This is a genomic window from Streptomyces sp. NRRL S-920 (genome assembly GCF_000717945.1).
Lineage (GTDB): Bacteria > Actinomycetota > Actinomycetes > Streptomycetales > Streptomycetaceae > Streptomyces > Streptomyces alboniger.
The window spans coordinates 1-13,968 of record NZ_JODF01000045.1; the positions used below are offsets into that span (position 1 = coordinate 1).

Annotated in this window: 14 protein-coding genes; 5 read left to right on the forward strand and 9 right to left on the reverse strand. The window is 73.6% G+C overall.

Features of this window, described 5'->3' with window-relative positions; translation table 11 throughout:
* Positions 1-238: 238 nt before the first annotated feature.
* Positions 239-667 (reverse strand): hypothetical protein, encoded by a 429-nt coding sequence (locus tag IG54_RS0126890; protein ID WP_030789739.1) that lies wholly within the window; start codon positions 665-667, stop codon positions 239-241.
* Between the two features lie 101 nt (positions 668-768).
* On the opposite strand from IG54_RS0126890, the gene IG54_RS0126895 reads away from it, so the two are divergent.
* Together IG54_RS0126895 and IG54_RS0126900 are read left to right on the forward strand one after the other, a co-directional pair.
* A complete protein-coding gene (locus IG54_RS0126895) occupies positions 769-1,545 on the forward strand; it encodes an MBL fold metallo-hydrolase (RefSeq protein WP_030789742.1) in 777 nt (258 codons plus the stop codon).
* The gene (locus IG54_RS0126900) at positions 1,542-2,159 is read left to right on the forward strand and encodes a DedA family protein (RefSeq protein WP_106977095.1); all 618 of its coding nucleotides are present in this window, start codon (positions 1,542-1,544) and stop codon (positions 2,157-2,159) included. The genes IG54_RS0126895 and IG54_RS0126900 overlap by 4 nt, the downstream gene beginning before the upstream one ends.
* Before the next feature lie 12 nt (positions 2,160-2,171).
* Here IG54_RS0126900 and IG54_RS0126905 read toward each other — a convergent pair whose 3' ends face one another.
* From IG54_RS0126905 to IG54_RS0126915, 3 genes are all read right to left on the reverse strand, one after another.
* The gene (locus IG54_RS0126905) at positions 2,172-3,191 is read right to left on the reverse strand and encodes an MBL fold metallo-hydrolase (RefSeq protein ID WP_051820016.1); all 1,020 of its coding nucleotides are present in this window, start codon (positions 3,189-3,191) and stop codon (positions 2,172-2,174) included.
* A 32-nt stretch (positions 3,192-3,223) separates the two neighbouring features.
* Entirely contained in the window at positions 3,224-4,471 is a 1,248-nt protein-coding gene (locus tag IG54_RS0126910) for an aminotransferase class I/II-fold pyridoxal phosphate-dependent enzyme (RefSeq protein WP_030789751.1), read from the reverse strand.
* A 283-nt stretch (positions 4,472-4,754) separates the two neighbouring features.
* Positions 4,755-5,462, reverse strand: coding sequence for an ANTAR domain-containing response regulator (locus tag IG54_RS0126915; RefSeq protein ID WP_051819998.1), 708 nt, complete (start codon positions 5,460-5,462; stop codon positions 4,755-4,757).
* A 74-nt stretch (positions 5,463-5,536) separates the two neighbouring features.
* On the opposite strand from IG54_RS0126915, the gene IG54_RS0126920 reads away from it, so the two are divergent.
* Positions 5,537-6,649 carry a PAS domain-containing protein gene (locus IG54_RS0126920; protein ID WP_030789757.1) on the forward strand — a complete coding sequence of 371 codons (1,113 nt, stop codon included), beginning with the start codon at positions 5,537-5,539 and terminating at the stop codon, positions 6,647-6,649.
* A 36-nt stretch (positions 6,650-6,685) separates the two neighbouring features.
* Here the strand turns inward: IG54_RS0126920 and IG54_RS0126925 are convergent, their stop codons facing one another.
* Positions 6,686-7,519 (reverse strand): RNA polymerase sigma factor SigF, encoded by an 834-nt coding sequence (locus tag IG54_RS0126925; protein WP_030789760.1) that lies wholly within the window; start codon positions 7,517-7,519, stop codon positions 6,686-6,688.
* Between the two features lie 260 nt (positions 7,520-7,779).
* Here IG54_RS0126925 and IG54_RS0126930 point away from each other — a divergent pair, with 260 nt between their 5' ends.
* Both IG54_RS0126930 and IG54_RS0126935 read left to right on the forward strand, forming a co-directional pair.
* Positions 7,780-9,615: a thiamine pyrophosphate-requiring protein gene (locus IG54_RS0126930; RefSeq protein ID WP_030789763.1), complete on the forward strand. Its 1,836-nt coding sequence runs from the start codon at positions 7,780-7,782 to the stop codon at positions 9,613-9,615.
* Between the two features lie 138 nt (positions 9,616-9,753).
* The gene (locus IG54_RS0126935; RefSeq protein WP_030789766.1) at positions 9,754-10,194 is read left to right on the forward strand and encodes a CBS domain-containing protein; all 441 of its coding nucleotides are present in this window, start codon (positions 9,754-9,756) and stop codon (positions 10,192-10,194) included.
* A gap of 100 nt (positions 10,195-10,294) precedes the next feature.
* Here the strand turns inward: IG54_RS0126935 and IG54_RS0126940 are convergent, their stop codons facing one another.
* The 4 genes from IG54_RS0126940 to IG54_RS0126955 form a co-directional block, all read right to left on the reverse strand.
* Positions 10,295-11,305, reverse strand: coding sequence for a hypothetical protein (locus tag IG54_RS0126940; RefSeq protein ID WP_030789770.1), 1,011 nt, complete (start codon positions 11,303-11,305; stop codon positions 10,295-10,297).
* Between the two features lie 82 nt (positions 11,306-11,387).
* On the reverse strand, positions 11,388-11,978 hold the full coding sequence (locus IG54_RS0126945; protein WP_030789773.1) for a TIGR03086 family metal-binding protein: 591 nt from the start codon (positions 11,976-11,978) through the stop codon (positions 11,388-11,390).
* Positions 11,975-12,208 (reverse strand): DUF6158 family protein, encoded by a 234-nt coding sequence (locus tag IG54_RS0126950; protein WP_030789776.1) that lies wholly within the window; start codon positions 12,206-12,208, stop codon positions 11,975-11,977. The genes IG54_RS0126945 and IG54_RS0126950 overlap by 4 nt, the downstream gene beginning before the upstream one ends.
* Positions 12,209-12,323: 115 nt before the next feature.
* Positions 12,324-13,943: an ABC-F family ATP-binding cassette domain-containing protein gene (locus tag IG54_RS0126955; RefSeq protein ID WP_030789779.1), complete on the reverse strand. Its 1,620-nt coding sequence runs from the start codon at positions 13,941-13,943 to the stop codon at positions 12,324-12,326.
* Positions 13,944-13,968 lie beyond the last annotated feature (25 nt).

A 13,968-nucleotide genomic window follows, 5' to 3' on the forward strand; every position in this document is an offset into this window, starting at 1 on the left:
GGTGGGGAACGCCGCGCAGCGGCGAAAGGGGCGAGGATGCGGTCCAGGCAGCCCCAGACCAACGCACCGGCGCAGGGCCGGACACGGCAGGCCGATGCAGGGCATGGGCAGCCGCAGGTCGATGCAGGGCTCGGGCCGGTGGGTGGGGAGCACCGGGTGGTGGGGGTGGCCGGTCAGTCGCGGGGCCCCGCCGAGGCGGGCCGGGGGGGAAGAAGGGCGGGCCACGTAGTGGGCTGGGCTAGCGGCCGTCGTAGCCTGCCGTCGGCATGGACAGGCGGCGGTGCACCCTGGCCTTCATACGGGAGTCGTACGCCGGCTCCGCGAGCCCCGCCGTCTCCACCCGCACCCCCCGCCGCGCGCACTCCGCCGCGAACTCCTCGGGGCACCGCAGCGCCCTCTCCAGCACCCTGCGGCTCGGGACGACGAAGAGGTCCACGAGGCCCGCCTCGACATCCCCCCACAGCACCACGTGGTCCGCGCGCAGCCCTCGTACGACCAGTTCCCGCGTGATCACATACCCCTGCTCGGCGGCCCACCGCGCGCACATCGCGTGCTGGCTGCGCGAGTCGACCAGGAAGGGGTCGGCGTCCAGTTCCTCCAGAGGTGTGAGGCTGGCGATCGCCGCCGCACGCACCACGGACGTACCGGCACCCGTGACCTCGCCCATAGAGTCCCCTTCACCGTCCGTGCGCCCCTCACCGTCCGTCCCGGCCGCAGACCCTACTCCTGGCCGTAGGCTCATAGACAGTCGTACGAAGGAGGAACCGGGTGCCGGTCGAGGTCACGTGGTGGGGCCATGCCACCTGCACGGTCGAGGACTCGGGCGTCCGCGTCCTGACCGACCCCCTCTTCGCCCGCCGCCTGGCCCATCTGCGCCGCCGCAGGGGCGCCCCGCCGCCCCCGGCCGCGGCGGTCGCCGATGTCGTACTCGTGTCGCATCTGCACGCCGACCACCTGCACGTCCCCTCACTCGCCCGGCTCGCCCCCGGCACCCTCGCGCTGGTCCCCCGCGGGGCGCCGCGCTCGGTGCCGGGACTGACCCGCAGGCTGCCCCACCTGCGCTTCGTCGAAGTCGTGGCCGGGGACGAGATCCCGGTCGGTGACCTCGTCGTACGCGTGGTCCCCGCGCTGCACGACGGGCGGCGGCTGCCCCTCGGTCCGCGGCTCTCCCCGGCGCTCGGCTATGTGGTGTGCGGGGAGGCGCGTACGTACTTCGCGGGGGACACCGGGCTCTTCGACTCGATGGCCGAGGAGGTCGGGGACGTGGACGTGGCGCTGTTGCCGGTCGGCGGCTGGGGCCCCTACCTGGGCCACGGGCACCTGGACGCGGGCCGTGCCGCCGAGGCGCTGACCCGGATCGCGCCGCGCAGCGCGATCCCGGTGCACTATGGCACGTACTGGCCGATCGGCATGGACGCCGTGCGCCCTCATGAATTCCACGCGCCGGGGCCGGAGTTCGTGCGCCGCGCGGCTCAGCTGGCCCCCGGGGTGGCGGTGCACCGGCTCGCGCACGGCGAGAGCGTGCTGCCGGAGGTGGCCCGGTGATACTCGCCGTGGCGGCCCAGGTGGCGCCGGACAGCACGCAGCAGGCGGTCGCCTATCCGTCGTTGTTCCTGTTGGTGGTGATCGGCGCGTTGGTGCCGGTGGTGCCGACGGGCGCGTTGGTCAGCTCGGCGGCGGTGGTGGCCCTGCATCAGACGGTGCCGTTCTCGCTGCTCATCGTCTTCGGCGTCGCGGCGCTCGCGGCGTTCCTCGGTGATGTCGGCCTGTACTGGCTCGGGCGGCGCGGCATGCGGTCCAAGAACGGCTCGCGTTGGCTCGCGGCGCTCCGCGACCGGGCGCCCGAGGAGCGGCTGGCGCAGGCGCAGGCCAAGTTGCGGGACCACGGCGTGATGGTGCTGGTGCTGTCGCGGCTCGTTCCCGCGGGGCGGATCCCGGTGATGCTGGCGTGCCTGATGGCGAAGATGCCGCTGCGCCGGTTCATTCGCGGTGACATACCGGCGTGCCTCGCGTGGGCGGTGACGTACCAGCTGATCGGCATCCTCGGCGGTTCGCTGTTCAAGGAGCCGTGGGAGGGCGTCGCGCTGGCGGTCGCTCTGACGGTGACGATCAGCGCGGCGCCGGCCGTGTGGCGCAAGGTCAGACGGGCCCCCGCGTAAGGCGCCCCTGGTTCACGAGGCCCCCGGGGCCCGGTCGAGCACCCGCGACGCCCCCACCGGCAGATCCCACAGGTCCTCCCGGGGCCGCCCCGTCTTCTCCCACGCCGTACGCACCCGGGTGAGCGGTTCGAGGACCGGCTCGGCGGAGAGCAGGAACGTGCCCCAGTGCATGGGTGCCATCCGCCGCGCGCCCAGGTCACCGGCGGCCCGGACCGCTTCCTCCGGGTCGCAGTGCACGTCGCTGAGCCACCACCGCGGGTCGTACGCCCCGATGGGCAGCAGCGCGAGGTCGATGCCGGGGTAGCGCTCGCCGATCCGCTCGAACCAGTGGCCGTAGCCGGTGTCGCCCGCGAAGTAGACCCGCTGTCCTTGGGCGTCCGTCATGACCCAGCCGCCCCACAACGTACGGCAGGTGTCGGCGAGGCTCCGCTTGGACCAGTGGTGGGCGGGCACGAAGTCGAAGCGCACGCCGCCCAGTTCGGCGCCCTCCCACCAGTCGAGTTCGGTGACGCGCGTGAAGCGGCGGCGGGTGAACCAGCGGCCGAGCCCGGCGGGGACGAAGACGGGGGTGTCCCTCGGGAGTCTGCGCAGGGTCGGGGCGTCCAGATGGTCGTAGTGGTTGTGGCTGATCACGACCGCGTCGACGGGCGGCAGCGCGCTCCAGGCGACGCCCACGGGGGTGACGCGGGCCGGGGTGCCGAGGATCCTGCGGGACCAGACGGGGTCGGTGAGGACGGTGAGGCCGCCGATACGGACGACCCAGCTGGCGTGGCCCGCCCAGGTGACGGCGACGGTGCGGGCGTCGACCTCGGGCAGCGGGCCCGGTTCGAACGGCAGCCGTCCGATGTCGGCGAGGCCTTCGGGGCGCGGTCGCAGGGCCCCCTCGCGCGCGAACCTCGCGAACCCTCGCAGTCCGGGCAGCGGCGCGGTCAGCCGGTCGGCGAACGTCCTCGGCCAGCGGCGCGCGGCGCCGGGCGCGGGGAGCGGCGGGGGCGGTGGGGACGGCGTGGGTGTCCGCGCCTGCTCCTGCACCTGCTCCTGGGTCTGCTGCTGCGCCTGTGGGGTCACCGAGGAGGCTCCATTCGCTGTGTGTCCGCGCGGAGATCGTCGAAGGCCGATCCGAACATGCTCAACGCCCTTTCCACGTGCGGCAATTCCAGGGGGTCCGGCGCGCCGAGAGACACCAGGCGTTCCGAGGGCGTTGAGCCGAGGAAGGGTCCCGTGGAGAGCCGTACGCGCAGGGCGTCGATGTCGTCGCCGAAGCGGTGGCCGCCGGGCGCGGGCATGCCGAGCCGTTCACCGAGGAAGTCCTCCAGGTCCTGTGCGTCGCCGACGCCCCGGGCTGCGAGCGCCGGCCGCAGCGGGCCGAGATCGGCGTAGAGGTGGCGGCCCGCCCGCGGGGGCCTGGCCAGCGCGCCCGCGGCGAGCACGGCGCGGTGCGCGGCGTCGGCCACGCGCGCGTGGAGGCGGACGGCGGCGGCCAGGCGCGCGGTGATCTCGTCCGGTTCGCCCAGTGCGTACGTCGCCGCGGCGGCGGCCGGGGCCGCTGTGGAGGCCCCGAGTGCGGTGAGGACGTCGAGGGTGCGGGCGCGCAGGTCCGCGCCGTCCTCGGTGGCGGGGAAGCGGGCCACGGCGGCGGGCAGCGACGGGGGCAGAAAAGGGCCGGTGAGGTCGCAGAGGACGGTCACCCGCTCGTGGTCCATCTCGGCGGGGCCGATCAGGACGGTCTCGTGGGGGTGGTGCAGCGTGTCGCGCCAGGTCTCGTCGCTGACGACGTGCAGACCCTCGTCCGCGGCCGCCTCGACGACCTCGTGCAGCACTTCCGGCGGCGGCACGGTGGCGGTCGGGTCGTCGGCGACGCTGAGCACGAGCAGCCGGGGCCTGCCGCCTTCGGCGCGGACGCGCCGGACGGTCTCCAGGAGGGCGTACGGGTCCGGGACGCCGCCGCACTCGGCGGGCGTCGGCACGTGAAAGACCCCGCGGCCGAGCAGCCGCGCCTGGGGCGCCCACCAGGCGGGGCACGGGCGGGGCAGCAGGACGTCGCCGCCGAGGGCCGCGGTGAGGGCGAGCAGCAGGGGCGGGGCGCCCGGGGCGGCGGCGACGTGGCCGCGTTCGACGGCGAGCCCGCGGCGGGACCAGTAGCCGCTCGCGGCGTCCAGGAGGGCGGGGCCGCCGCCGGGGGGCTCGCCGTGTGAGCGGCCGGCGGCCGAGGCGACGGCGGAGGCCAGCTCGGGCAGGACCGGGAGGCCCGGCTCGGGCGGGGGCGGGCCGTACCGGACGGGGCCGCGGCCCGCGGAGTCCGTCCGCCTCATACGTACCTCCGTGCACTCGCGTGACTGTCTCCTGCCCCGTGGGACGGATCTGTACCCAGGGCACGGGTACGGGTCTTACCCAGGTCACGGGCCTGCACCCACGGCACGGCTCTGTACCCAGGACATGCCCGCACGTGCCCGGCGCAGCCGTACATGCCCATCACAACGCGCTCCCGTGCCCGCCGCCCGCGCTGGGCCCCGCCCGGGTGAGCGCGCGGCGGCACGGCCCGAGCCGGTCGGTGTCGACCGGCTCGGGCCTTGGTGCGGGCTGGAGAGGCGGACCTCAGCGGGCCAGGGAGACCAGCTCCCGCTCCAGGCCGCGCCCCTTCGTCTCGACCAGCGCCGCCGCGACGTCCGCGAGCTTGCGGTTCGTCGTCTGGGAGATGCGCCGCAGCACGCTGAACGCGGCGTCCGCCTCGCAGCCCAGTACGTGCATGACGATCCCGCACGCCTGGTCCACCACGGGCCGGGTGCGCAGGGCCGTGCCCATCTGGTCCAGCTCGCTCAGCGCGGCGCGGTAGTGCCGGTCGCGCACGAAGCTGGCCGTGGCCAGGTCACCGAGCGCCTGCGCGGGGCCGTGCGGCGCGTCGTCGAGCGCGCCGGGGCGGAAGCTGAACAGGCTCAGGGTGACCGTGAGCCCGGCGCGCTGGAAGGGCAGGGTGACGCTGGAGCGTACGCCGGAGTCGAGGGCCATCGCACGGTACTCGGGCCATCGCTCGTCCCGCAGCAGGTCGTCGGAGTCGACCGGTGTCCCCCGCTCCTCGGCGGCCGGGATGGGCCCCTCCCCCGAGCGGAGCTGCACCGAGACGAGACCCGCGAGGTCGGGGTGGGTGACGGCGGCGGGGTGTTCGTCGCCGCCGTCGGTGACCGTGGTGCTCGCGCCGCAGCAGGCGGGGGTGCACCGTACGGCCTGTTCGGCGAGTTCGGAGAGCCTGCGGCCGGGAAGAGCTGATTCCGGTCGGAGCAGGTCCGGGTCCGGCAAGGGCGCCATGGGGTGTTCCTCCTCTCCCCTTCGGCTTCCCCCCGGGCCCTCCGGAAAACAGGATCAGCCGTTAGGTTCAACCCATGCACCAGATGGAGGAGTTCGGTGAAGACCTCACGGATTTCGTGCGCCGTGTCGCCGCGCTGAAGTCGGCCCGCTCCGTCCCGGGGGACGGCCTCGGCAGGGTACTTGACGCGGCGATCTTCGAACTCGACCACGTGGTCGGCCAGTTGTGGCCCACGTATGAGCGTCTGAGCGCCGAGGGGCAGTTGAGCGGCGCCTCGCCGGACCGGGACGAGCAGCGGCTGCTGCGGGCCATCTTCCAGCGGATGCCGCTGCCGGTGGCACTGATCGACAGGGAGACCGCGATCCGGCGGATGAACCTGGCGGGCGCCGCCCTGACCGGGGTCCGTACGGGCTTCGCGGCGGGCCGGCCGCTGACCGGGTTCCTGATGCACGCCGACCGGGTCGCGTTCCGTTCGCAGGCCGCCGCCGTCGCCCGTGGCGAGGGCGACCGCAGTCTCGTCGTACACCTCCAGCAGAGCCCCGCCACGCCGGTCCGGGCGACGCTCACCGCGCTGCGGCCCGGCACCGAGCCGCGCACGGCCGTCCTCGTCGTGCTCCAGCCCTCGGTGACCCGCGCGCAGCAGTCGCCGAGCGTGCCGCGGCCCGTGCCCGACCTCGGTGAGGCCACCCGGCACGCGGCGCAGCTCGACCTGGCGGACGCGATGACGACGGCGCTGCTCACGGCGCCCGCCGACCGTGCGGCGGTGCTGGAGCGGGCCGCCTCGGTGCTGCACGGGCGGTTCGCGGACTGGGTGGTCGCCGACGCGGGTGCCGCGCGGCTCCGGCGTACCGTCGTGCTCGGGCCGCCGGGCGCGCCGGTCGCCGACGTGCTGGCGCAGGACCCCGCCGCGTGCCCCCTCGTGGTGGAGGCGGCGCGCGGCGGGGCGGGGTCGTTGCAGGTGCGCCCCGAGGACCCGGACGCCTTCGGGCGGGACGCGACCGGCGCGCATGTCCTGGTCCGCGCCGAGGTCACGTCCTTGCTGTGCGTGCCGCTGAGCGCCCGCGCGGACGGCCCCGTGGAGGGTGTCCTCACGCTCTTCCGGTGCGGCGCGCGCCTCGCCTTCTCGATGGCGGAGGCGCGCGCGGTCGACGTGCTGTCCCGGCACATGGCACTCGCCATGCGGCGGTAGGCGGCGCCGGGCGGTGTCAGGCGGCACCAGGAGGTGTCAGGCGGCGTCGCGCATGACCTGGTCGCGCAGCCGGTCGCAGCAGCGGCTGATCAGCCGTGAGACGTGCATCTGCGAGATGCCCATCTCGTCGGCGATGCGGCTCTGCGTCATATCGCCGAAGAACCGCATGTAGAGGATGGTCCTCTCCCGCTCGGGCAGTTGCGCGATGCGCGGCTTGACGGCCTCGCGGTCGACGACGACGTCGAGCGCGGGGTCGGGGCCGCCCAGGGCGTCGCTGAGGGAGTAGCCGTCCTCGCTGCCCGGGAGTTCGGCGTCCAGGGAGAGCGCGGTGAAGCTTTCGAGCGCCTCCAGGCCGATCTTCACGTCCTCCTCGCTCAGATGGGCGTGCTCGGCGATCTCGGCGGTGGTGGGGGCGCGTCCGGAGACGGTCTGGGAGAGGTCCTGGCGGGCGAACCGCACGCGGTTGCGCAGGTCCTGGACGCGGCGTGGCACGTGCAGGGTCCACATGTGGTCGCGGAAGTGCCGCTTGATCTCGCCGGTGACGGTCGGCACGGCGTAGCTCTCGAAGGCGGTGCCGCGCCGCGGGTCGTACCGGTCGACGGCCTTGACGAGGCCGAGGGCCGCGACCTGGCGCAGGTCGTCGAGGGACTCGCCGCGGTTGCGGAAGCGGCCCGCGAGGCGCTGTGCCATGGGCAGCCAGGCCTGGACGATCTCCTGGCGCAGGGCGTCCCGTTCGGGGCCCTCCTCAAGATCGAGAAGGCGTTCGAAGGCCTCGGTGGTGTCCGGGGCGTCGTCGTGAGAGTGGCGCGTGCTCCTGGCCGGTGCGGCCGTGTTCCTGGGCGGTAACGCGGTGCTCGTGTGGGAACGCATGGTGCGTCGCAACTCCCTTGGGGGGTGCCTGGGGATGGACGGTCACCGTGGGAGTGCGGGCGTCGGACCACGACGGGAACACACCCGGGGCGCGCGATGCGACCGCTCCCACGGACGTGCCTCCGGTCCGAAGCACTGTTTCTTCGCCTGCCCCGCGTGGGGAGGACCAAACGCCCCCGATCCGGCCGTAGGTTTCCTCCGGGTCGCCCCGGACACCCGGGGGTGACCGCCGATTCCCGACCCGCCCGGAGGGTTCCGCCATGAGTGTCACGGTCGCCGACCACATCCTGGAGAGGCTGCGCGCCTGGGGGGTAGAGCAGGTCTTCGGCTATCCGGGTGACGGCATCAACGGCCTGCTCGCCGCGTGGGGCAGGGCCGAGGACCAGCCGCGGTTCGTGCAGGCGCGACACGAGGAGATGTCGGCGTTCGAAGCCGTCGGCTACGCCAAGTTCGGCAAACGCCTCGGCGTGTGCGTGGCGACGTCGGGGCCGGGCGCCATTCATCTGCTCAACGGCCTGTACGACGCGAAGCTCGACCATGTGCCGGTGCTCGCGATCGTCGGACAGACGCACCGCAGCGCGATGGGCGGCTCGTACCAGCAAGAGGTCGATCTGCACACGCTGTTCAAGGACGTGGCGTCCGAGTTCGTGGAGACCGTGACGGTGCCCGAGCAGCTGCCGAACGTCCTCGACCGGGCGATCCGCACCGCGTACGCGCGCCGCTGCCCGACCGCCGTGATCATCCCCGGTGATGTGCAGGAACTCGACTACACCCCGCCCCCGCACGCGTTCAAGATGGTCCCCTCCAGTCTGGACCGCAGCGGCTGGACGGCGATGCCGTCGCCGACGGCCCTGGAGCGGGCCGCGGAGGTCCTCAACGCGGGTGACAAGGCGGCGATCCTGATCGGCCAGGGCGCGGCGGGGGCCCGCGCCGAGGTCGAGGAGATCGCGGAGCTGCTCGGCGCGGGTGTCGCGAAGGCGCTGCTCGGCAAGGACGCGCTGAGCGACGAACTCCCCTACGTCACCGGGTCGATCGGCCTGCTGGGCACCCGTCCCTCGTACGAGCTGATGCGCGACTGCGACACGCTCCTGACGATCGGGTCGAGCTTCCCCTACGCGCAGTTCCTGCCGGAGCCGGGCTCGGCGCGCGGGGTGCAGATCGACATCGATCCGCACATGGTCGGGATGCGGTATCCGTACGAGGTGAATCTCGTCGGCGACGCACGGGCGACGCTGCGCGAGCTGATCCCGCTGATCGACAAGGACCGGCGCGCGGTCAGCCGCGAGTGGCAGGAGGAGATCTGCGCCAACGTGACGCGCTGGAAGGACGTCATGCGGCGCAGGGCCGAGCAGTCCGCGGATCCCGTCAACCCCGAGTACGTGGCGCGCGCCCTGGACCCGCTGCTGCCCGACAACGCGCTCATCACGTGCGACTCGGGCTCGGTGGCGAACTGGTACGCGCGTCATCTGACGATGCGGGGCGACATGCGCGCCTCGCTGTCGGGGACGCTCGCCACGATGGGGTGCGGTGTGCCGTACGCGATCGGGGCGAAGTTCGCGCATCCCAACCGTCCCGTGGTCGCCCTGGTGGGGGACGGCGCGATGCAGATGAACGGCATGGCGGAGCTGATCACGGCCGCCAAGTACCACCACCGCTGGGACGATCCGCGGCTGATCGTCGCCGTCTGGAACAACCAGGACCTGAACCAGGTCACCTGGGAGATGCGGGCCATGGGCGGCGCGCCGTCGTTCCTGCCGTCGCAGTCGCTGCCCGATGTGCCGTACGCGGAGTTCGCGCGGTCCATCGGTCTGACCGGGATCCGGGTGGAGCACCCCGAGGAGGTCGAGGCGGCCTGGCGGGCCGCTCTGGAGGCGCGGGAGCCGGTGGTCATCGACTTCCGCACGGACCCGGCGGTGCCGCCGATCCCGCCGCACGCGACGTGGGAGCAGATGGAGGCGACGGCGGAGTCGGTCCTCAAGGGCGACGCCGATCGTTCCTCGATGGTGAAGCAGGGGCTGAAGGCGAAGATGCAGGAGTTCCTGCCGGGGGCGGGCAGGGCGCGTGAGGACGGGAAGGGGCGCGGCCGCCGCGGCTAGGGCGTGTCCGCAATGTCCCGCGGGCGGCGCGAACCTGCCGGGTGGGCGGGGCATAGCCGTGGGGCACAGGGGTACTTCGGGCGGAGTCACCCCGAGGAGTGTCCGACGAACGAACGAACGCATGCAGGAAGGTCAGCCATGGCTGAATTCGTAAGGGACGTCATGACGCCGGGCGTGGTGGCGGTGCGCCCCGACGCTTCTCTCGTGGAGGCGGCGCAGCTCATGCGCGCCCAGGACATCGGGGATGTGCTGGTCGCCACGGACGGCCGGGTCATCGGTGTGCTCACCGACCGGGACATCGCGTTGCGTGCCGTGGCGGACGGCGCCGATCCGCTGACAGTCAGCGCCGAGGCCGTGTGCACGCCCAATCCCGTGGTGGTGGCCCCCGGTGACGCCGTGTCGGACGCGGTCGGTCTGATGCGCGACCACGCGGTCCGCAGGCTGCCCGTCGTCGAGGACGGGCACCCGGTGGGGATGGTGAGCCTCGGAGATCTCGCGCTCTCCCAGGACCCGTCGTCGGCGCTGGCCGACATCAGCCGCGCCGATCCGGACAGCTGGCCGGGCATCCACCAGGCCTGAGGGTCCCGCCGTCGCGCACCGCGCCCCCCGCCCGCCTTCCGGCGGTGCGCGGGCCGGTGTCGGGGCGACGTGGCAGAAGTGGCAGCGGAGCGGGATCGCGTCAGGGCGAGGTGGCCAGCCGCAGGGGCGTGGCGTCGTCGCGCGTACCGTCCCCGGGGGCCGTCCGCTCCTCCTGGGCCCACCAGGCGTCGCTGCCGTCCTCGATGTAACGCAGCAGGATCCCCTCGCGCAGCGCCCACGGGCACACGGTCAGCGCTTCGAGCCCGGTCAGCTTCATGGCCGTGTGGGCCACGACCGCGCCGGCCAGGCACTGTCCCGCGCGCGCGGCCGAGATGCCCGGCAGCTGCGCCCGCCGGTCGGCGGGCAGCTGCGCGAGTTCCTTGAGCGCCCTGCCCAGTTCGAGGCGGCCCAACTCCCGCTGGACGAACGGGCCGTAGCGCCCGGGGGCGGCGCCGCACAACCGGGCGAGCTGCTGGAACGTACGCGAGGTGGCGACCGCCGTGTGCGGCATCTCCCAGCGGATCCGCGCGGCCACGTCCCGCAGCTGGTGGCGCACTTGGCGCCGGACCGCCTTGATGTCGCGCCCGCGCGGCGGGTCCTGCCCGTCGAAGAAGTCCCGCGTGAGGCGGCCCGCGCCCAGCGGCAGCGAGGCAGCGTAGTCGGGCAGCCTGCTGCGGCCGAACGCGACCTCGAACGTGCCGCCGCCGATGTCGAAGAGCACCAGCGGTCCGGCGCGCCACCCCATCCATCTGCGGGCCGCGAGGAACGTCAGCTCCGCCTCGGCCTCCCCGGTCAGGGTGCGCAGCCGAAGCCCCGTCCCCGCCTCCACGGCGTCGAGCACCTCGGTGCGGTTCGGCGCGTCGCGCACGATGGACGTGGCGAAGGCGAACGGCTCCGCCACGCCCCACCGCCTCGCCTGTGCCCGTACGTCGCGCACCGCCTCGACCAGCTTGCGGACCGGTTCCTCGCCGAGCCGGCCGTCCCGGTCCACGTCCTCGGCGAGCCGCAGCCGACGCTTCACCGTGTGGACGGGCAGCGGCACCTGCCCGTCGGCGTCCGCGACCACCAGCCGTACCGTGTTCGACCCCACGTCCACCACGCCAACTCTCATGGCAGATCGGTTACCCCGCCGCGTGCGAAAGGAATCGGCCGTGGCCTGCCGCCGCCCCACGCGCCCCCGGTGCTCGCCGGTCTCACGCCCGGCGCCCGACCAGACTCAGCAGCCGCGTCTGCGCGTCGGCGTCCGGCGGCGGCTCCAGCGGCGGGTCGAAGAGGCCGCTCTTCTCCAGCTCCGCCGCGTACGGCGAGATCTCCCGTACGGAGAACTCGACGAGGTCCGCGGGCAGCGTCTCGTCGGCGCCGATCGCCCGGGACAGGTCCCAGGCGTGCACCACCAGGTCGGTGGTCATCTGGGCGCAGTAGAAGATGGCCGGGGTGTCGCCGAAGGAGAGGTGGACGGAGCGCTCCAGGGCGCCCGGTTCGCGGAACGCGGCGCGGGACGCGGTGGCCGCGGTGTCCCAGGACGCGACCGGGTCGGGGCCGAGCATGTCGCCGTCGAAGCTGTCGCCGACGGTGTCGACCGTGGCGCCGTCACGGAGCAGCGGCGGCACCCACAGTTGCTCGGACGTGAGGTGGTTGGCCAGGTCGCGCACCGTCCAGTCGGTGCAGGGGGTGGGCACGTCCCACTGGTCGTCGTGGACGGCGTGCACCCGGTCGGTGAAGAGTCTGAGTGCCTGGCCGTGCCGGTCGAGGACGTGCGGGGTGGTGGTGTCGTGCTGCGTCATGATGGCGTGTTCCCCCTCTCCCGCGCCCCCGTGCGGGTGCGGCCGGGCGCCACCGACCTGCGCGGATGGCGGCGCAGGTACTCGGCCTCCAGTTCCGCCATGCGCTCGTCGTGGGCCCGCAGGGCGTCGTCCGAGCCGTGCAGCAGGGTGGTGTGCCGGGTCCGGTGGATGGTCTCCAGCTCCTTGATGAGCTGCTGGTCGTCCAGCTGACCCGGGTCGACTCCGTTCATGGATCGCTCCGATCGCCTCGTCGCGTCGCTCCCTGCCCCCCGGGTACCCGCTCGGCGCGTACTACCCCAGGATGCACCGGGCGAGGTCCGGGCGCGCGGTACGGAACACGGTGGGCTACCGCGCGCGCTCCACCCTGCGCTCGTCCCAGACCGGCTCGGGGGTCTCCCGGACCCGGCCGTCGCTGCCGAAGACCAGATAGCGGTCGAAGGAGCGGGCGAACCAGCGGTCGTGCGTGACGGCGAGGACGGTGCCCTGGAAGCCTTCGAGGCCTTCCTGGAGGGCCTCGGCGGACTCCAGGTCGAGGTTGTCGGTGGGCTCGTCGAGGAGCAGGGCCGTGCAGCCCTCCAGCTCCAGGAGCAGGATCTGGAAGCGGGCCTGCTGGCCGCCGGAGAGGCGCTCGAACTTCTGCTCGGACTGGCCGGTCAGTTCGTACCGCCGCAGCCGGGACATCGCGGCGCCGCGGTCCTGCGCGTGCTCGCGCCACAGGATGTCGAGGAGGGTGCGGCCGAACAGCTCGGGGTGCGCGTGGGTCTGCGCGAAGTGGCCCGGCACGACGCGCGCGCCGAGCTTCCAGGCGCCGGTGTGCGCCACGTCCTCGCCGGCCAGCAGGCGCAGGAAGTGCGACTTTCCCGAGCCGTTCGAGCCGAGGACGGCGACCCGCTCGCCGTAGAAGACCTCCAGGTCGAAGGGTTCCATCAGGCCGGTGAGGCCAAGACCCTCGCAGGTCACGGCGCGGACGCCGGTGCGGCCGCCGTGCAGGCGCATGGTGATGTCCTGCTCGCGGGGCGGCTCCGGGGGCGGGCCCGCCTCCTCGAACTTGCGGAGCCTGGTCTGTGCCGCGTGGTAGCGCGAGGCCATCTCGTGGCTGACCTCGGCGGCCTGGCGCAGGGTGCGCACCAGCTTCTTCAGCTGCTCGTGCTTCTCGTCCCAGCGGCGGCGCAGCTCCTCGAAGCGTGCGAAGCGCTCCCTGCGGGCCTCGTGGAACGTCTCGAAGCCGCCGCCGTGCACCCACGCGTCGGCGCCCCCGGGGCTCTGCTCGACGCTGACGATCTTCTCGGCGGCGCGGGCGAGCAGCTCCCGGTCGTGGGAGACGAACAACACGGTCTTGCGGGTCTCCCGCAGCCGCTCCTCCAGCCAGCGCTTTCCGGGGACGTCGAGGTAGTTGTCCGGCTCGTCGAGGAGCAGGACCTCGTCGGTGCCGCGCAGCAGGGCCTCCAGGACGAGGCGCTTCTGCTCGCCGCCCGAGAGGGTGCGCACCTCGCGGAACTGGGCCCTGTCGTAGGGGACGCCGAGCGCGGCGGTGGTGCAGATGTCCCACAGCGTCTCGGCCTCGTAGCCCTGCACCTCGGCCCAGTCGGAGAGGGCCTGGGCGTACTGCATCTGGGCGGCCTCGTCGTCGACCGTCATGATCGCGTGCTCGGCGGCGTCGACGGCCTTCGCGGCCTCCCGGATCCTCGGCTGGGCGACGGAGACGAGCAGGTCGCGCACGGTGCTCTCGTCCCGTACGGAGCCGACGAACTGCGGCATCACGCCGAGGCCGCCGCTGACGGTGACGCTGCCGCCGTGCGGCTGTAGCTCGCCGGAGATCAGCCGCAGCAGTGTGGTCTTGCCCGCGCCGTTGGCCCCGACCAGGGCGACGACCGCGCCCTCGCCGACCCGGAAGGAGACGTCACCGAGCAGCGCCCGCCCGTCCGGCAAGTAGTACTCGAGGTGCGCGGCTTCCAGATGTCCCATGGGCGGGATTCTCCGTGTCCGGCCG